The following is a 19,138-nucleotide window of genomic DNA, read 5'->3' on the forward strand; positions in this document are numbered from 1 at the left end:
GCGCCCATGGCCCGTATCGAGCTTTCCGATCTCGCCCACAGCTACCTGCCCCGGCCCGGAGGCGAGGCGGACTATGCGCTCAAGACCATCGACCTGGCATGGGAGGACGGCGGCGCCTATGCCCTGCTCGGCGCGTCGGGCTGCGGCAAGTCCACGCTTCTGAACATCATCTCGGGGCTGGTGCACCCGACCCGCGGACGCATCCTATTCGACGGGCGTGACGTGACCTCCGCCCCCACCACCGAGCGCAACATTGCGCAGGTGTTCCAGTTCCCGGTGGTCTACGACACGATGACGGTGCGCGAGAACCTGGCCTTCCCGCTGAAGAACCGCGGGCGCGATCCGGCCTACATCGCCCAGCGCGTTCAGACCATCGCCAGGATGATCGGGATGGAGAACCAGCTTGGCCGCAAGGCGCGGGGGCTGACCGCCGACGAGAAGCAGAAAATATCGCTGGGCCGCGGCATGGTGCGCAAGGAGGTGAACGCCATCCTCTTCGACGAGCCGCTGACGGTGATCGACCCGCACATGAAATGGGAGCTGCGCACCCAGTTGAAGCAGCTTCACCGCGAGTTCGGACACACGATGATCTACGTCACCCACGACCAGACCGAGGCGCTGACCTTCGCCGACAAGGTGGTGGTGATGCATGACGGCCGCGTCGTGCAGCTTGGCACGCCCGACGAGTTGTTCGAGCGTCCGGGCCACACCTTCGTGGGTTATTTCATCGGATCGCCGGGGATGAACCTGCTGGATGCCGAGATCACGGGCGACACCGCGATCGTCGCGGGCCATGCCGTGCCGCTGGGCGACCGCTACGCGACCCGGGCCGGGCGGACGCAGATCGGCATCCGACCGGAATTCGTCAGCTTCACCGACGAGGACGACGGCCTGCCCGTCACCGTGCAGCGCATCGAGGATGTGGGCCGCCACCGCATCGTGCGCGCCGATCTTCGGGGCTTTGCGGTCAACGCCGTCCTGCCGGAACGGATGCCGTTGCCGGCGGATGCCGACCGCGTGGTGTTCGCCCCCGAACAGATCGGCGTCTTTGTCGACGACTGGCGCGTGGAACCCGCAAGCACAGGGGCAGCCTGATGGAGAAGACCCAGAACAACCGCGCCTGGTTCATGGTCCTGCCGGTCCTGGTACTGGTCGCCTTTTCCGCGATCATCCCCCTGATGACGGTGGTGAACTACGCGTTCAACGACACATTCGGCAACAACGTCTTCTTCTGGGTCGGGCTTGAATGGTTCGAAGAGATGCTGGGCTCGGACCGGATGTGGGAGGCGCTGATGCGCCAGTTGATCTTTTCTGCGGCGATCCTCGCCATCGAGGTGCCGCTGGGCATCGCCGTGGCGCTGTCGATGCCGAAAAAGGGGCTTTGGGCCTCGATCTGCCTGGTTCTGCTGGCCCTGCCGCTGCTGATCCCCTGGAACGTGGTCGGCACGATCTGGCAGGTCTTCGCGCGGGTCGATATCGGTCTTCTGGGCAACACGCTGGCCGAGTTCGGGATCGACTTCAACCTCGGCCAGAATGCCGGCGCCGCCTGGGCCACCGTCATTCTCATGGATGTCTGGCACTGGACCTCGCTGGTCGTTCTGCTGGCCTATGCCGGGCTCCAGTCGATCCCCGAAGCCTATTACCAGGCCGCCCGCATCGACCAGGCCAGCCGGTGGGCGGTGTTTCGCCATGTCGAACTGCCCAAGCTGAAGGGCGTGCTGCTGATCGCCGTCCTGCTGCGGTTCATGGACAGCTTCATGATCTACACCGAACCCTTCGTCGTGACAGGCGGCGGCCCGGGCTCGGCCACCACCTTCCTGTCGATCGACCTTGTCAAGATGGCCCTTGGGCAATTCGACCTCGGCCCCGCCGCCGCCTTCTCGATCATGTATTTCCTCGTGATCCTGCTGGTCAGCTGGGCCTTCTACACGATCATGGTGAACCTTGACCGCGAGGAGCGGACCGAATGACCGACATCCCCGCAACCGCCGCCGCGGGCCGGGCATCGCGCGCCGGGGGCACCGACATGGCCGGATTGCGCCGGCTGGTCTCCTACGCGGTGCTGATCGGCTATCTGCTGTTCCTGCTCGTGCCGATCTACTGGCTGGTGAACATGAGCTTCAAGGGCAACCTCGAGATCCTGAACACCATGACGCTGCTGCCGGCGGATCCGACGCTGGCCAACTATGCCAGGATCCTTGGCGATCCGACATGGTACATGGGCTATGTCAACTCGCTGATCTACGTGGTGATGAACACGGTGATCAGTGTCACCGTGGCCCTGCCCGCGGCCTATGCCTTTTCGCGCTACAGCTTCATCGGCGACAAGCACCTGTTCTTCTGGCTGCTGACCAACCGGATGGCGCCGCCCGCGGTCTTCGCGCTGCCGTTCTTCCAGCTTTATTCCTCGATCGGTCTGTTCGACACCCATATCGCGGTGGCGCTGGCGCATTGCCTGTTCAACGTTCCGCTGGCGGTCTGGATCCTCGAAGGCTTCATGCGCGGGGTACCGAAAGAGATCGACGAGACCGCCTATATCGACGGCTATTCCTGGGGCCGCTTCTTCGTGCGGATCTTCATGCCGCTGATCTCGTCCGGGATCGGGGTGGCGGCATTCTTCTGCTTCATGTTCTCCTGGGTGGACCTGCTGCTGTCGCGCACGCTGACCTCGGTCGAGGTCAAGACGATCGGCGTGGCGATGACGCGCACCTCGTCTGCGACCGGGCTCGACTATGGCACGCTGGCGGCTGCGGGGGTGCTGACCATCGTTCCCGGGGCGCTCGTGATCTGGTTCGTGCGCAACTACATCGCCAAGGGCTTTGCCCTGGGGCGGGTGTGATGGCGCCGCGCCGCCGCATGACGCGACACGCGCCCCGCCCCGCAGCCGGAGGGATGACGCCATGACGCGCAACCGCTGGACCCTCGTCTCGGCCGCAACGGCCCTTGTGCTTCTGGCGATCCTCGGCCTGCTGCTTGCGGCCGTGCCCCGGGAGGGCGGCGAGTGGCTCTGGACCGACCAGATGACCAAGGGCGGCTGGATGGCCTGGTCTTTCCCGGTCGCGCTGTTCTTCTGGGTCATCGGCACGATCCTCGTGGTCTTCACGTTGCTGGCGATCCGGTTTCCGGAAACACCCCGGGTCGGCGTGCTGGGCATCGAGACGACGCGCGGCGACCGGCTGTTCATCACGCTTCTGGGATCCGCGTTCATCAACATCGCCTGGCTGGGCCTCGACATCGGCCCGCAGCCATGGGCGTTCGCCGCCTGCGCCCTCTACGCGGCGCTCGTCTTCTGGAAGGTCTGACGCATGCGCCCCGCCCCCGGCCGCCGTCAGCCACCACGCGAGGCACACGTCCGCCGCCCCCGGGAACGGCGCGCCGCGGACGGCTGCAAAACCGAAGTCAAGGTCAAGGGAGGACCAGGATGAAACGACTGATGATGACGACGGCGGCGGTTTCGCTGACGCTCGGCATGCCGGCCTTTGCCGGCATGGAAGAGGCGATGGAGTTTCTCGACTCCGAGATCGGGGGGCTCTCTGTCCTGTCGCGGGAGGACCAGGAAGCAGAGATGCAGTGGTTCGTCGACGCCGCGGCGCCGTTCGAGGGCATGGAGATCAGGGTCGTCTCCGAAACCATCACCACCCATGAATACGAGGCCCAGGTCCTGGCGCCCGCCTTCAGCGCGATCACCGGCATCAAGGTCACCCACGACCTGATCGGCGAGGGAGACGTTGTGGAACGCCTGCAGACCCAGATGCAGTCGGGCGAGAACATCTACGACGCCTACATCAACGACAGCGACCTGATCGGCACCCACTGGCGCTATCAGCAGGTCCGCAACCTGACCGACTGGATGGCGGGCGAAGGGGCGGACGTGACCAACCCCGGTCTCGACCTCGACGACTTCATCGGCACCCAGTTCACCACCGGGCCCGACGGCAAGCTCTATCAACTGCCGGACCAGCAGTTCGCGAACCTCTACTGGTTCCGCTATGACTGGTTCACCGATCCCAAGACGATGGAGGATTTCAAGGCCGCCCATGGCTACGACCTCGGCGTGCCGGTCAACTGGTCGGCCTACGAGGACATCGCCGAATTCTTCACCGGCCGCGACATGTCCTATATCGGCGGGCCGGACTCGGTCTATGGCAACATGGATTATGGCAAGAAGGATCCCAGCCTCGGCTGGCGCTATACCGACGCGTGGATGTCGATGGCGGGCATGGGCGATGTCGGCGAGCCGAACGGCCTGCCGGTCGACGAATGGGGCATAAGGGTGAACGAGAACAGTCAGCCGGTGGGCTCTTGTGTCGCCCGGGGCGGCGCGACGAATTCGCCCGCCGCCGTCTACGCGATCCGCAAGGCGGCGGAATGGCTGGAGAAATACGCCCCACCCGCCGCCGCCGGCATGAACTTTGCCGAGGCTGGCGCGGTGCCCGCCCAGGGTCAGGTCGCCCAGCAGATGTTCTGGTACACCGCCTTCACCGCCTCGATGGTGGCGCCGGAACTGCCGGTCATGAACGAGGACGGCACGCCGAAATGGCGAATGGCCCCCAGCCCGCACGGCGTCTACTGGCAGGAGGGCATGAAGGTCGGTTACCAGGATGCCGGGTCGTGGACGCTGATGAACTCGACCCCCACCGACCGCGCCAAGGCCGCCTGGCTCTATGCCCAGTTCGTGACCTCGAAGACCGTGGACCTCAAGAAGTCGGATGTGGGCCTGACCTTCATCCGTGAATCGACGATCAACTCGGATCATTTCACCGAGCGCGCGGCCAAGCTTGGCGGGCTGATCGAGTTCTACCGCTCGCCCGCCCGTCTGCGCTGGTCGCCCACCGGTACCAACGTGCCCGACTACCCCAAGCTCGCGCAGCTTTGGTGGCAGAACATCGGCGACGCGCTTTCGGGCGACAAGTCCCCGCAAGAGGCGCTGGACGCACTCTGCGCCGAGCAGGAGCGCGTGCTGGAACGGCTCGAGCGGGCCGGAGTGATGGGTGATCTCGGACCGAAGCTGAACGAGGAGCAGGACCCGGAATACTGGCTGGGCCAGCCGGGCGCGCCCAAGGCCATGCTTGAGAACGAGGAGGAAGAACCGATCACCGTGTCCTACGACGAGTTGATCAAGTCCTGGAACCAGTGACCGGACCGGCGGAGGAGCACGCCTGCCCTCCCACGCGAAACGATCCCGGAGCGGCGGAGCGATCCGCCGCCCCGACAAGGGGCGGCCTGCCATGCCGCCGGGCCGCGCAACCACCGGCCGCGCCCGATGCCGGGCCAGGCACAACAAATGCCCCGGGGCGGGCGATGCAGGATCAGGAGGACAGGGGAATGGCCAGGCTTCATGCGGGGGATCTCGTGGTCGAGATGCTGATGGAGTTCGGAGTGGAATACGTCTTCGGGATGCCCGGGGGCCAGACCACCGCGCTGCATGACGCGATCTCGCGCCGCCAGGACCGGATCCGCCACATCCTGATGCGCGACGAGCGCAACGCGGCCTATGCCGCCGATGGATACGCCCGCGTGACCGGCAAGGTCGGCGTGTGCGACGCGACCGTGGGCCCCGGCGCGAACCTCTTGCCCGCGGGCTTTCTGGAGGCGTTGAACGCCTCGATCCCGATGGTCGGAATCCTGGGCGACGTGCCGCTTGACTGGCTGTCGCTCAAGCAGAAGGGCATCGCCAGCCAGGGCTTCGACCAGGTCGCGTTCTTCAAGACATGCTGCAAGGACGCCTTGCAGGTGCCGACACTGGCCGCGCTGCCCGAGATGGTGCGCACCGCGTTCCGCATCGCCACCGCGCCAAGGCCCGGCCCCGTGGCGCTGGTCATCCCGCACGACATTTTCGATGCCGACTGGGATCCAAAGACCCTGCGGGCCACGACCGATGATCGCACCGTGCGCAGCCCCTACCTGCGCTCGGTTGCGCCGCAATCCGAGATCGACCGGGCCGCCAGGCTGATCCGCAAGTCCAAGCGGCCGGCGCTGGTCTGCGGCGGCGGGGTGCACGGTTCGGACGCGGCGGCGGATGTGACCGCCTTTGCCGACCGGCTCGGCGGGCTCGTGGTGACATCGCTTTCCGGCAAGGGCTCGGTGCCCGAGACGCGCGAGTATTGCGCGGGCGTGCTGAACCCGCTGGGGGCCGAGGCCGCCATCGAGCTGATCATCGAGGCCGACCTGGTGATCTGGTGCGGCTCCAAGGTCAGCCAGAACACGGGCATGAACTGGACCCTGCCGACACCCGAGCAGGCGACCATCACCATCGACTGCGATCCCCTGGAACATGGCCGGACCTTCCGGCCGACCGTGCCGCTTCTGGGCGACGTGCGCGAGACGATCCGCGCGCTCGATGCCGCGATGGGCGACAGCCGCGCCGGAAAGCACCGCAAATGGCAAAAGCGGATCGCCGAGGTCAAGGCCACGTGCGACGCCACAAGGCAGGACGAGATGGCCTCGAACCGGATCCCCGTCCAGCCGCCGCGCATCATGGCCGAGATCGCCGCACGTCTGGGCGAGAAGGACATCGTCGTGTCCGACGCTTCGTTCGCGGCGGGCTGGATCTCGGGCTATCTGCTGGCGAAGGAACCCGGGCGCAAGTTCATCTTCGCCCGGGGCCAGGGCGGGCTTGGGTATTCCGTGCCGGGGGCGATCGGCGCGGCAACGGTCGCGCCGAAGGGGGCGCGGATCGTCACCGTCGCGGGTGATGGCGCATTTTCCTACACGATCGGCGAACTGGCCACCCAGGCCCAGTACAACCAGCGCATCGTCAACGTGGTCATCAACAACGGCAAGCTCGGCTGGATCAACTTCTGGCAGAAGTTCTACTTCGGCAAGACGCAGTCGGTCGATCTCGAGACCCAGAGCACCGTGCCCGGCTATGCGGCGGCGGCCTCTGCGCTGGGCCTCAAGGGCTTCTATGTCGAGAAGCCCGACGAGATCGGCCCCGCGCTGGACGCCGCCTTTGCCCATGACGGCCCATCGGTCGTCGAGGTCCGTATCGACGAGATGGCCACGCCGATCCACTCCTTCAAGCGCCGCCTGAAAGAGCCCGAGGACAAGGAACGCAAACGCCCCGGCACCGTCTACAAGCTGCGCGAGTGGAAGGTCTCGCCGGACCTCTAGGCGATCAGCACACCTGCTGTGACCATTCCGGCGCGCGGTCTTGCGGCAAGCGCATGCAAGGCGAGTCCCCGGATGGGCGATTGCGCGATGAACTGGGGGCTGGGGCGCATTCAGGGGCCGATGCAAACCGGGGCGGAATTTGGCTCCGGTTCTGCCAATTGTGCGATCCACAAGGCTGCCCCGATGCCGGGACTGGCCTGATCCATGGGCACGGGCGGCGGCGTGGCATGGCCGCGGAAACGCCCTGTTAGTGAGTCGTCCCTATGAATTCGAAGGGCTGATTGCGCGAAAGGATGAGTCATGCCCGAAGCCCTCTACAAGATATCCACTCGGATCTACGCCATCGTCGTTCTGGCGCTTGGCCTGACCGCTTTCCTGTCCGTGTTCCTTCTGCTGCGGGCCGTCGACAACGCCTATGACATGCGCGCCAAGGAATTACATTCGCTGACCGAGACCGCGATCAGCCTGCTTGCCGAACTGGACGGCAAGGTCCAGGCGGGCACGCTTGACCCCGAGGAGGCCAGGGAGCAGGGGCGCATCCTGCTGTCGACCTTCCGGTTCGGGCATGACGGATATTTCTTTGCCTTCGACGAGGCCATGGTGTTCCGGGCGCATCCCTTCAGACCTGAATGGGTTGGCACGGACCAGTCCGGTTTCGAGGACATCAACGGACTGAAGCTGATCCAGGAAATGAACCAGGTCGTGCGGACCAAGGGGGCGGGTCGCGTCGACTACTGGTTCAACAAGCCCGGCAGCGACGTGCCCGAGATGAAGATGGGCTATGTCATGGCGTTCGACCCCTGGGGCTGGCGAATCGGCAGCGGAGCCTATGTGGCGGACATCCGGGCCGATCTGGCCAGCATGCGCAATGCCGCAATCCTGACGCTGGTGATCAGTCTGGTGCTGCTGTCGGGGGCGTCCTACCTGCTGGTGCGCAGCGTGACGAGACCGCTTTCCGCCATCGTGGCCTCGATGGACGACGTGGCCCATGCCCGCTACGACACCCGGATCGAGGTCGCAGACCGGCGCGACGAGATCGGCGTTCTGGGCCGCAATCTTGCGGCCTTTCGCGATCAGTTGGCCCGCGCGGACGAGATGGCCGCCGCGCAGGAACGCGACCGGCTCGACCAGGAGCGGGTGGTGCGGGAATTGCGAACGGCAATGCGAACGCTGGCCGAGGGCGATCTTACCGCGCCGCTGGAACAGCCGTTCCCCGCCTCCTACGAGGAACTGCGCGCGGATTTCAATTCAACGGTGGACACGTTGAACGATCTGATCGGCGCCCTGATCGAGAACGCCCGCGAGATCCACGCACGGGCCGACGAAATCGGGTCGGCCTCGGACGAACTTTCGCGACGGACGGAAAACCAGGCGGCGACGCTTGAGGAAACCGCTGCGGCCCTGGACGAACTGACCACGAGCGTGCGCGCCGCGGCCGAAGGCGCCTCGGAAGTCGAAAAGGTCGTGAAAGAGGCCGGCAAGGATGCCGAGGGCAGCGGCCAGGTGGTTGAGAACGCCATCGGCGCAATGTCCTCGATCAAACGCTCGTCGGACGAGATCACCCAGATCATCGGGGTGATCGACGACATCGCGTTCCAGACCAACCTGCTGGCGCTGAACGCCGGCGTCGAGGCAGCGCGGGCCGGCGAGGCGGGGCGCGGCTTTGCCGTCGTCGCGTCCGAGGTGCGCGCGCTGGCGCAGCGGTCCTCGGACGCGGCCAGAGAGATCAAGACGCTGATCGAGGCGAGTTCGGAACACGTGGATTCCGGCGTGTCGCTGGTCAATCTCACCGGCGAGGCGCTCCGTCAAATCGTCCAGCGGGTGGGCAACATTGCCCGGCTGGTGACCGACATCGCCACCGGCGCGCAGGAACAGTCGGTGGGCCTGGGCGAGATCAACGTGGGCGTGACCCAGCTCGACCAGGTGACCCAGCAGAACGCCGCCATGGTCGAGGAATCGACCGCCGCAAGCGCCACGTTGCGGGACGAGGCCGATGCCTTGCAGCGGATGGTCTTGCGGTTCCGGGTCAGGCGGTCGCCGGGGACAGGCAGATCTTCGTCCGCCCTTCCGGCCCCTGGCGCACGCGAGTTCGAGCCGGTCGCATTGCCGTCCGGAACCCCGGACCGCGCGACCAAGAACGCAGGGTTCTCGCCGAAGCAGGCAGTAAACGCGGGCTGGCAGGACTTCTGAGGAAGTCCGCTCCCGCCCCTGCGCAGACAGGGGCGGGACAAAGGCAACCGCGCGAAAACACAGCCTGAAAGCGCCCGTGCCCCCGCGCTCGGCCACGGCTGGCGAATCAAACGTCACGTCAGGGTCCGGACCGATCCGGGACATCGCGGTGCCAGACGACGCCTTGTCCGAGGTAGCGTCCTATATTTCGCGCCAGCCGCGCGGGCGCTTTACTGCGGCCCCACGGACCCCGCCGACTCCGGTCACCCCACCAGGCCACGATGCCGGAACGGGCGCCCATCTGGTTTTTCACAACCGCCCCGCTGGCCCTTGCGCGGCGCATCCCCGCATGGGGGTGTGCATCTGCTCTGGCCGGGTGCCGGGCGTCGATGGCTGCGGCCACCATCCGACAATTTCAGTAAGGTATTGCGCATAGGGGTCGGATGTGCTGTCTTTGTGAATGTTCGATCCAGCCACACGGCGCCTCCGCGGCACCGCGCCAGGCGAACCCAAGTCAAGTCCCCGGGGTGCGAACATGATCCTGAAAACCCGAGTCCTGCTGTTGGCTGCCGGGCTTGCGGCGCAAGCGCAGCCTGCCATGGCGGACGATCCGCCGGCGGCGCGGCTGTCGCTGGAACTCAATGCCGTTGCCGAGACCGAGGGCGGCTGCCTGCTCAGCTTCGTCGCCACGAATGGACACGGCACCGACATCGACTCGGCGGTGTTCGAGACGGTGCTGATGGATGGTGGGGGCCGGGTCGACCGGCTGACGCTCCTTGATTTCGGCGCGCTGCCAGCAGGACGGCCGCGGGTCCGGCAGTTCGTGGTGCCAAACCTTGCCTGCGGCGATCTGGGCCGGGTGCTGGTCAACGGGGCAAGTGCCTGCGCAGCGGGCGATCTGGGCGAGGCGGCCTGCACCGAGGGCTTGATCCTCACGACACGGACGGATGTGGAGTTGGTCGGATGATGGACGCGCTGACCGAGACGATCCGGCGCGGCGCCGATCTGGGCGGGCCGGTTGTGGTGGTGCTGGCCCTGCTGTCGGTCGCGGCGCTGGCGGTGATGCTTTACAAGCTTTGGCAGTTTGCCGCGGCGGGGGTGGGGCGGCACCGGGCGCTGATGGATGCGGTCGCGGCCTGGGACGCGGGCGACCGGGTCGGCGCGCGACTGGCGCTCGACGCCTCGTCCAGCTATCTCGCCCCGGTGGTGGAAATGGCGATGACGGGCGGGGCCGGGGCCGAGCGGCTGGAGGCCGAGGCCGAGGCCCGCTTTGCCCGGCTGGAACGGGGCTTTCGTTTGCTTGACTCGGTGGCGCAGGTTTCGCCGCTTCTGGGTCTTTTCGGCACGGTGCTGGGCATGATCTCGGCCTTCCAGGCGTTGCAGGACGCGGGCGCGCAGGTCGACCCCGCGATCCTAGCGGGCGGTATCTGGGTGGCGTTGCTGACCACCGCGGTGGGGCTGGCTGTGGCGATGCCGACCGCGCTGGTGCTCAGCTGGTTCGAAAGCCGGATCGACGCCGAGCGGGTGCTGGCCGGTCAGGCGATCCAGACCGTGCTGACACCCACAGGCCGGCGGACGGCGGCGGACGGCGTGGCGGGCGCCCCGGTCCATGCGTAGGGCGGCGGGGCGACGGCGGCTGTCGCTGACGCCGCTGATCGATGTGATTTTCCTCCTGCTTCTGTTCTTCATGCTCAGCTCGACCTTCACCCGATTTGCCGAGGTAGACCTGTCCGCCGCGGGCGCAGCCCGTCCCGCCGCACCCGACGCCCGGCCGACATTCCTGCAGCTCGAACCCGAGACGGTACGGCTGAACGGCACCGCGTTGTCGCTGGACGACCTGCCCGCAGCTCTGGCCGAGGATGGCGCGATGGACGGGGGGCCGCAGCCCCTTCTCGTCGCGCTGAAGGGCGGGGTGACCGCGCAACGCCTGACCGATCTCCTGGTGGTGCTGCGCGGGTTGACCGGGCTCGAGGTGACCGTGTTGGGGGCGCCATGAGACGGCACGCAAAACGGGCCCCGCAGGAGCCGACAATCGCGTTGATCAACGTGGTCTTCCTGCTTCTGGTCTTCTTCATCGTCGCGGGAACGCTGGCCCGCCCGCTTGATGCCGACCTGCGGCTGGTACGTACCGCCGGGCTGGACGGTGCGGCGCCGCCGGATGCGCTGGTGCTGCACCCCGACGGGCGCGTGACCCATGCGGGCGCCGGGATCGACCCGGCAGCCCATGTCGCGGCGCTGGACGAGACCGCGCGTGCGGTGCTGCGGGTGGTGCCAGACCGAGAGGCACCGGCGGCGGACCTCGTGGCGCTGGGTCGAACGCTTCGGTCGGCAGGCGCCGGACGAGTGGTGATCGTGACCGAACGGGGGCTCGAATGATCCCCTCCTCGGCAACGGGCAGGATGCTGGCCGCCGGCCTCGCGCTTGCAGCCCATGGCGCGTTGGCGCTGGCGCTGGTGCCGCCCGGCAAAATCGACATCGCAGGGAGCGCCGGTTCGGTCGAGGCCCGGCTTGGCGCCAGCTTCGCAGACATGGCGGCAGGGATGCTCACGGCGCTTCAGACCGAAAAGACGGTCGCGGCAGTACAACCACCGCCCGCGCCGCTGCCACTGCCGGTGGCGCCACCGGCCGCAATGGTGCCTGCACCCGCCCCCGATCTGCTGGCCCCCCTGCCCGCCATGACCGTCCGGGCACCTGATCCCGGCCGGGTCGAGAGCCCACCCGCCGAGGCCGCGAAACGGCCCGCACCCCGGCCAGAGCCGCGCCCCGAGCCCGCACGGATAGAGGCGGAACCGGAGCGGGACCCTGAGGAGACACCCCGCAAGGCGGCCCGTGCAACGCCCCGCGGCAATGCCGATCGCGACGCCCGCGCGGGGCAGGAAACCGGCCGCGAGCAGGCGAAGGCCGCGACCAGCGGCTTGGGCGGCACCACGGGCGAAACCGGCAACGCGGCAGTCAGCAACTATCCCGGACTCGTGATGCGCAAGCTGGCCCGCGTGCCGCGGCCGCGCCTGGCCGCGCGCGGTGCGACGGTCGTGGCCTTCCGGATCGCCGACAATGGCAGGCTTGCCACGGCATCCGTCGCCCAGAGTTCGGGAGCGGCCGCGCTCGACCACGCCGCCCTTCGTCTCGTACAGCGCGCCGCCCCCTTCCCGCCCCCGCCGAGCGGCGCCCAGCGCAGCTTTTCGATCCGGATCGAGGGGCGTTAGGGCTCAACCCAACCGGGGCGAAGCGAAATCCATCCCGCCGCCTGTTCGCCGGCCCGGCCCTCAACGAGGCCGGGACCGGCACCTGAAGCTTCGCGTCGCGACATCGCGGCGGCATGGGGCCGCGCGGCCAGCGCCCGGAACCGCCTTGCGCGCCGGCGGATGCGCCAGATCAATGGTTGACCGTTATAGTAAGATAAATTATCCGGATAGTGTCCGGGGCCGCGCAAGCAGGCCCGAGGCATTGCCAGGCTTCGACCCAGCCAGATCATCCAGAAAACCGAAGAAACAACCGCAAGTGCGCGGGCGGCGGCCGTCTTTTCGGCCGTGCCGGGCTGGCGCCCTGTTGCGAGGGGGACAGACATGATCGGGCAACCGAACAAGACGGGATTGCGCTCACTGGCCGGGGTCGCGCTTGGCGCTTTGGCCGGGACCCAGGCACTGGCGCAGGAGGCGGCAGCCAAGGACAGCTATCTGGGCGAAATCGTCATCTCGGCCACCGGATTCGAACAGCAGATCGCAGACGCGCCCGCGACAATCACCGTGATCTCGGCGGACGATCTGGCGGGCAAGTCCTATGCCGGCATCACCGATGTTCTGGACGACATTCCGGGCATCTCGATCGAGACCACCGGCGCGGGCAAGCTGCCCGGCACCAGTTCGATCAACATGCGCGGCCTGGGCGAAAACTATGTGCTGTTCCTTGTCGATGGCAAGCCGGTGGGCGAGTCGCAGGACGCCTACTACAACGGCTGGGGCGGCGGCCAACGCATCCAGACCCTGCCGCCGCCCAGCGCGATCGAGCGCATCGAGGTGGTACGCGGCCCGATGTCGGCGCTTTACGGCTCCAGCGCGCTGGGGGGCGTGATCAACATCATCACCAAGCGGACGGCAGATGTCTGGAGCGGCAGCCTGACCTATGGCCACACCCTGAACGAGAACGCTGTCGAGGGGAACTCGGCCCAGATCGACTATTACCTGACCGGGCCGCTGATCCGCGACCGGCTGGGCCTGACCTTCTACGGCGGGCGCAACAAGCGCGACCCCGACGATTTCCAGGGCGGCCGGTCCGGGCGCGAGCGCGACTCGAACGGGATCAAGCTGAGCTGGGTGATGACCGAGGCGCAGGATCTCGACCTGGAATTGCGCAGGACCGTGCAGCGCACGACCAACGACCTGGGCAACGCGACCAGCGATAAACTGGTCAGGACCACCCGCGACGACCTGTCGCTGACCCACCGTCTGCGCTGGGATAACGGGTTCGAGACGACCTCGTTCCTTGCCCGCGAGAACGTCGATATCGACGAGGGCAACAACCTGTCCTCGCACAGCATGCTGACGCTGAACAGCCGCACGCTGATGCAGTTCGGCCGGCACACGGCGACGGCGGGTCTGGAATACAAGCTGGAACAGACCGAGCATGACGCCGACCGCTTCCCCGCCGGGGTCAGCGACCCGGAACGCTGGCACCTGTCGCTGTTCGGCGAGGACGACATCGCGCTGACCGAGGATTTCACCCTGACGCTGGGCGCGCGATTCGACGACAACGAGAATTACGGCGAGCATGTCACGCCGCGCATCTATGGCGTCTACCACCTGAACGACGCCTTCACGCTCAAGGGGGGCATAAGCGGTGGCTACCGCGTGCCCTCGCTCAAGCAGGCCGACAGCAATGTGGGCGAGCAGTCCGGCGGCAACGGGCTGTCGGTCGACCAGGGCAACTCGGACCTCAAGCCCGAGGAAAGCGTCAACTACGAGATCGGCACGATCTGGCAGCCCCGCAGCGACCTTCAGATCGGCCTGACGGCCTATCGCACCGACTTCAAGGACCGCATCGGCAAGACGCTGATCTGCGACTCGCCGCTGGCGGCAGACCGCAACGACGTGGCCAATTTCGCCTGCCTCTTCGAGGGCGAGTTGCGCTACCGGATCAACCAGTACACCAATATCGACCGGGCCGAGATCAACGGCATCGAGGCGACGCTGGACTATCGCCTGGGTCAGGTCGACATCAGCGCCAACTACACCTTCTCCGACAGCGAGATCACCCGGGGCGCCAATCTCGGCGAGCCGCTGAACGCGCTGCCTAGGCACATGTTCAACCTTGGCTTCGACTGGGATGCCACAGACCGGCTGAACCTCTGGACCAAGGCCAAGTACAAGAGCGAGACGAACGAGGTTCTCAGCGCGGACCGCACGCCGGGCTACACCATCGTCGACATGGGCGCGCGGTATCGGGTCAACGACCGCGTCGACGGCTTTCTCGGCATCTACAACGTCTTCGACAAGAAGATCACGAACGACACCTACGGATCCTTGCTGGACGGGCGGCGGTACTACCTCGGCCTGACGGCGACGTTCTGAGCGGGCGGAGACGGGAGAGATGGCACATCCGCCCCCCGAGGCCCGCCACCGGATCGCAATCGCCGTCAGGGCGGCAGCCGCAATTCTCGGCGGTTACCTCATGGCGAATCTTGTCGTGGTCGTCGTCCAGCGCGCGATGCCCGAAAGCGGCACCGACGCCTCGCGGCTGGGGGCGATGCTGGGCTTCATCCTGTTCGCCGTGGTGGCGATCTGGGCCTTTTCGGCGCGCAGCACCTGGGCCGCGGTCACCGGGATCGCCCTGCCCGCGCTGCTGCTGACCCTTGTCCTGTTGGTCCTGCCCGGAGGTGGCGCATGAAGGCCGGTTTCAGACAATCCATGGCGTGGCTGCACACCTGGACGGGGCTCCTGCTGGGGTGGCTGCTGTTCGCGGTCTTCCTGACCGGGACCATTGCCTATTTCCGCGAAGAGGTGACGCTCTGGATGCAGCCCGAACTGCACGGCTCGGTGCCCGGCCCGAACAGCGCGGCGCTGGCGATGCAGCGGCTTGCCGACATCGCCCCCCATGCTGACAACTGGACCATCGCGTTGCCCTCGCCGCGCAGCACCACCATCGACCTGCTCTGGCGCAAGCCCGGGGAAGAGGGCGGGCGGCGCAGCGGCGAACGGGCGGTGCTGGACGCCACCACCGGCGAGGTGCTGCACCCACGCGAGACGGCGGGCGGTGATTTCCTCTACCGCTTCCATTTCGAACTGCACGGCCTGCCGCGCGAACTGGCGCGCTGGATCGTCGGGATCGCGACCATGGCGATGTTCTTGGCGATCCTGAGCGGGGTCATCACCCACAAGAAGATCTTCAAGGATTTCTTTACCTTCCGCCCCCACAAGGGGCAGCGGTCATGGCTGGACATGCACAACATGACTGCGGTTCTGGCCCTGCCCTTCCACGTGATGATCACCTTTTCGGGGCTGGTGCTGTTCCTCTACACGCTCTACCCCTTCGTGATCGAGGCGCCCCGGCGCGGGCAACCCCCACAGGCGGCACAGGTTCAACCGCAGCAGATGGAGGCGCCCCCCGGCCAGCATGGCCCGCGCATGGGCCAGGTGGACACGGCGCCCGCCGACCTGGTGGCGATCGGGCCACTGATGCGCGTCGCCGAAGAGCGGTTCGGCCGCCCGGTCGGCCGTATCGCCGTCGAAAAGCTGCAATCGCCGCGGCCCGAGATCGTTTTGTCCGCCCGTGGCGCCGACAGCCTGATCGCGCAGGGCGGCGGGGGTGGCGGGGGCGGCACCGCGCTGCGCTTCGACGGGACGACCGGCGCGCTGATCGGCGCCCCCCCGCCGCGCGAGCTGTCGGCCGTCGCCGCGGTCAATGCCGCGCTCGGCACCCTGCACCGCGCCCGCTTTGCAGATACGTGGCTGCGCTGGCTGTTCTTCCTGTCGGGCATCGGCGGCACCGTAATGGTGGGCACGGGCCTGTTCCTGTGGGTATCGAAACGCGCGGCAAAACATGCCAGGGCGGGGCGTACGCCGTCTGGCTTCCGGCTGGTCGAGCGGCTGAACGTGGGCGGCGTGGTGGGCCTGTCGGTGGCGATCGGGGCCTATTTCTGGGCAAACCGTCTCTTGCCGGTCGATCTGACGAACCGGGCCGACCAGGAAATCCGCGTGTTCTTCGGGGTCTGGGCGCTGGCCTGCCTGCATGCCTTCCTGCGCGGCCCCGCGCGGGCCTGGCCCGAACAGCTTGGTCTTGCCGCGATCCTGTTCGCTGGCATGCCGCTTCTGAATGCGGCGACCGGCGGCGGCGATCTGGTCCACACGATCCTGCAGGGCAACTGGATTCTGGCCGGGGTCGATCTGGCGGCACTGCTGGGCGGCCTGGCCTTCGCCTATGCCGCCCGGGCCACCGCCACGCCCGCCACGGCCAGAACCGCGCGTCCGCCACGCGCCCCTTCCCGCCCCGACGACGTGCCCGGAGAATGAGGCGATGCTGTCCTGGTTGTCCCTGACCTTGGCCTATGCCGGCTTCGCCGCGCTGGCGCTGTCGATGCCACGGCATTGCGCGCAGCGTCACCCGGGCAAGCCCACCCGCCTTTCGCAACGCCTGTTTCAGGGGCTTGGCTGGGGCGGGCTCGGGCTGTCACTCTGGCCAGCCATCGCGCATTGGGGCGTTTCCATCGGCCTGACCGCGTGGCTGGGTCTTGCAACCGTGGCGGCCTTCGCCCTGGGCATGGCACTGAGCCTTGTCGAGTCCGTCGCACCACGCGGTATCATCGCGCTTCCTGCCCTCGCGGGGATCACCGCGGCGTGCGCGGCAAGCCTTGCCGGCTGAACGCCGACAGGGCAAGGCGACGCGGGAAGAGGAGGCCGCCGACAGGAAGGATTGCCGCCTCAGACGCAGGTGGCAGCGCCGTCCGCGAGGCCCGGCGCCGGTTCGAGTCCCGATCCGGCCCTATGCGCCCAAAGATGGATCACAAGGCCGGCGCCCGTGCGTCCGGCCCAAGGGCCTCCAGCAGGAAATTCTTGCCCTCGTACCGCGCCTGCGCCTTGAGCTCGGTCATGCGCGACGTGATCTCAAGGGTCGATTGGGGGCGATAATCCGCGGGGATGCGGATTGCGGCAACCGTACAGGACAAAAGCGGAAACCTGCGAACGGTTCCGTCTCGCGCCCGCCCGACGATGTACCCGGCCTCACGATCCTCTGGGCTGTAAAGGCTTTCGGCGACATGGCGGAACCGCTCTCCGATCTCGGCCAGCAGCGCCTCTGCCTTGGCGCAGGCAGACCCCTCGCTGCCGATGAAGAAATCGTCGCCACCGATATGGCCAACAAAAACCGCGTAGTCCCGCTCCAGTGATTTCAGGATGGAGGCGATCATCAGGATCGCGCGATCCCCCATCTCGAACCCGTACTTGTCGTTGAACGGCTTGAAATTGTCGATGTCCAGATACGAGGCGAGACGGCAGGTATCAGCGTGCTCGACGCAGTGGATCAGAAAGTCCTGGATCGCATTGTTGCCGGGCAGCCGGGTGAGCGGATTCTGCGCGGCGGCCTGCCTCAGACGGATTTCGTTGGCAAGCTTGAGCAGCGACGTCGATGAGAGATATCCGTGGTATTGCAATGACTTCGTGACGATCACCCCATCCCCGGCACGATCCGCGATCAGTTCCAGCCGCGGGGCGAGCGGCGTGGTGCTTTCGAGGGTCGCAATGGGCCGGACAAAGCTCTTGACCGTGAGCCCGATCGACCTGTTCCTTGCAAGGTCAAGCCCGAAATGGGAATAGATCAGCGATTTGACTTCCCTTTCGCGGACGGCGCCGCGCGGCAGGCCGCCCTCGTCGATCGTGGGGAACACGCTTTGTTCGGGTTCCATCGCGATCAGGTCGAACAGGTCGCGCAGCGTCGAATCCTCCGTCAGGACAGCGACGTCTTCCATGAAGGTGTCGATCGCCAGGTCATCGTTCTGCGACCGCCTGCCGGGTGCCTTCGCCATCAATTCGGAATAGGCCGGCTCCAATGCGGTAACGTCGACAGACGGACGGGCGATCAGATACCCTTGCACGAGATCGCAATTCGCCTCGCGGCAACTGACCAGTTCTTCGATCGTTTCGACACCTTCGGCGATCACCCGGCTGCCAAGGGTATGCGCGAGATCCACGATCGAGCTGACCAGCAAGCGCTTTTTCGCATCGCTTGGCATCGACTTTATGAAGAACCTGTCGATCTTTATGAAATCCGGGGACGCTTGATAAAGCATCTGCATCCCGGAACTGCCGGTCCCGAAATCGTCGATCGCAATCAGGAAACCGGCGTTGCGCAAACCTTCGACCGCCACCTCGAAGGCATCGGGTTCAAGCGGCTGGTGCGCCTCGGACAGTTCAATGCAGATGTCGCGGGCCCGCATGTCCAGCAGGTCGCACCGAAGGTCGAGGAACGCGCGCAGGTCCCGCCAGCGTTCGAGATTTCGGCCATCGAGATTGATGAACAGCAGCGGGCTGCCGCTGTGCGGCAAGGCGGATTTCGCGGTCATCGCCTTGGTGATCAGGCAGGAATCGAGTTCGAACAGGCGCCTGATCGAAGCGGCGTGATCGAGCAGCGCGGCGGGATGGGGAAAACCGAGGTCGTCGAATCCCCGCACAAAGGCCTCATGCGCGAGCACCTTTCCGGAATTGGCGTCGATGATCGGCTGCAGCGCCACGCGCAGCAGTTGGTCGGCACCCTCGACAAAGCGTTCGGCCTTGAAATTCCTCAGCCAAACCGGTTGTTCCATACCCATGGCGGCTCTCGTCGCGTATGCTTGCCCCATGGAATAGTCCGGCAGGGCTTAAATCGCGAT

Annotated in this window: 17 protein-coding genes; 16 read left to right on the forward strand and 1 reads right to left on the reverse strand. The window is 66.6% G+C overall.

Annotated features, from left to right (window positions below; genetic code table 11):
• The first annotated feature begins 6 nt into the window (after positions 1-6).
• From EV655_RS01420 to EV655_RS01495, 16 genes are all read left to right on the forward strand, one after another.
• Positions 7-1,095: an ABC transporter ATP-binding protein gene (locus tag EV655_RS01420; RefSeq protein WP_132540668.1), complete on the forward strand. Its 1,089-nt coding sequence runs from the start codon at positions 7-9 to the stop codon at positions 1,093-1,095.
• The gene (locus EV655_RS01425; RefSeq protein ID WP_132540670.1) at positions 1,095-1,970 is read left to right on the forward strand and encodes a carbohydrate ABC transporter permease; all 876 of its coding nucleotides are present in this window, start codon (positions 1,095-1,097) and stop codon (positions 1,968-1,970) included. The genes EV655_RS01420 and EV655_RS01425 overlap by 1 nt, the downstream gene beginning before the upstream one ends.
• 56 nt (positions 1,971-2,026) lie before the next feature.
• Entirely contained in the window at positions 2,027-2,839 is an 813-nt protein-coding gene (locus EV655_RS01430) for a carbohydrate ABC transporter permease (protein WP_243644961.1), read from the forward strand.
• 61 nt (positions 2,840-2,900) lie between these two features.
• Positions 2,901-3,302, forward strand: coding sequence for a DUF2160 domain-containing protein (locus EV655_RS01435; RefSeq protein WP_243644948.1), 402 nt, complete (start codon positions 2,901-2,903; stop codon positions 3,300-3,302).
• Between the two features lie 119 nt (positions 3,303-3,421).
• Positions 3,422-5,137: an ABC transporter substrate-binding protein gene (locus EV655_RS01440; protein WP_207901911.1), complete on the forward strand. Its 1,716-nt coding sequence runs from the start codon at positions 3,422-3,424 to the stop codon at positions 5,135-5,137.
• A gap of 188 nt (positions 5,138-5,325) precedes the next feature.
• Positions 5,326-7,113, forward strand: coding sequence for a thiamine pyrophosphate-binding protein (locus EV655_RS01445; RefSeq protein WP_132540676.1), 1,788 nt, complete (start codon positions 5,326-5,328; stop codon positions 7,111-7,113).
• A 300-nt stretch (positions 7,114-7,413) separates the two neighbouring features.
• Complete coding sequence (locus EV655_RS01450; protein WP_132540679.1) at positions 7,414-9,303, forward strand: methyl-accepting chemotaxis protein; 1,890 nt, start codon at positions 7,414-7,416, stop codon at positions 9,301-9,303.
• A gap of 514 nt (positions 9,304-9,817) precedes the next feature.
• Entirely contained in the window at positions 9,818-10,249 is a 432-nt protein-coding gene (locus EV655_RS01455; RefSeq protein ID WP_132540682.1) for a hypothetical protein, read from the forward strand.
• Entirely contained in the window at positions 10,246-10,899 is a 654-nt protein-coding gene (locus EV655_RS01460; protein ID WP_132540685.1) for a MotA/TolQ/ExbB proton channel family protein, read from the forward strand. Before EV655_RS01455 ends, EV655_RS01460 begins: the two co-directional genes overlap by 4 nt.
• Positions 10,892-11,278: a biopolymer transporter ExbD gene (locus tag EV655_RS01465; protein WP_132540688.1), complete on the forward strand. Its 387-nt coding sequence runs from the start codon at positions 10,892-10,894 to the stop codon at positions 11,276-11,278. Before EV655_RS01460 ends, EV655_RS01465 begins: the two co-directional genes overlap by 8 nt.
• The gene (locus EV655_RS01470) at positions 11,275-11,658 is read left to right on the forward strand and encodes an ExbD/TolR family protein (RefSeq protein ID WP_132540691.1); all 384 of its coding nucleotides are present in this window, start codon (positions 11,275-11,277) and stop codon (positions 11,656-11,658) included. The genes EV655_RS01465 and EV655_RS01470 overlap by 4 nt, the downstream gene beginning before the upstream one ends.
• Complete coding sequence (locus tag EV655_RS01475) at positions 11,655-12,488, forward strand: energy transducer TonB family protein (protein ID WP_132540694.1); 834 nt, start codon at positions 11,655-11,657, stop codon at positions 12,486-12,488. Before EV655_RS01470 ends, EV655_RS01475 begins: the two co-directional genes overlap by 4 nt.
• A gap of 360 nt (positions 12,489-12,848) precedes the next feature.
• Positions 12,849-14,849: a TonB-dependent receptor domain-containing protein gene (locus tag EV655_RS01480; protein ID WP_132540697.1), complete on the forward strand. Its 2,001-nt coding sequence runs from the start codon at positions 12,849-12,851 to the stop codon at positions 14,847-14,849.
• Positions 14,850-14,868: 19 nt separating this feature from the next.
• Entirely contained in the window at positions 14,869-15,165 is a 297-nt protein-coding gene (locus tag EV655_RS01485; protein WP_132540700.1) for an iron transporter, read from the forward strand.
• A gap of 20 nt (positions 15,166-15,185) precedes the next feature.
• Entirely contained in the window at positions 15,186-16,787 is a 1,602-nt protein-coding gene (locus tag EV655_RS01490; protein WP_207901912.1) for a PepSY-associated TM helix domain-containing protein, read from the forward strand.
• A 4-nt stretch (positions 16,788-16,791) separates the two neighbouring features.
• Positions 16,792-17,136, forward strand: a complete 345-nt coding sequence (locus EV655_RS01495; protein ID WP_132540706.1) for a DUF3325 domain-containing protein — start codon at positions 16,792-16,794, stop codon at positions 17,134-17,136.
• 139 nt (positions 17,137-17,275) lie between these two features.
• Here the strand turns inward: EV655_RS01495 and EV655_RS01500 are convergent, their stop codons facing one another.
• Positions 17,276-19,078 carry a GGDEF domain-containing protein gene (locus EV655_RS01500; protein ID WP_165905232.1) on the reverse strand — a complete coding sequence of 601 codons (1,803 nt, stop codon included), beginning with the start codon at positions 19,076-19,078 and terminating at the stop codon, positions 17,276-17,278.
• Between the last annotated feature and the right edge of the window lie 60 nt (positions 19,079-19,138).

The sequence above is a fragment of the Rhodovulum euryhalinum genome (assembly GCF_004342445.1).
Taxonomy (GTDB): Bacteria; Pseudomonadota; Alphaproteobacteria; order Rhodobacterales; family Rhodobacteraceae; genus Rhodovulum; species Rhodovulum euryhalinum.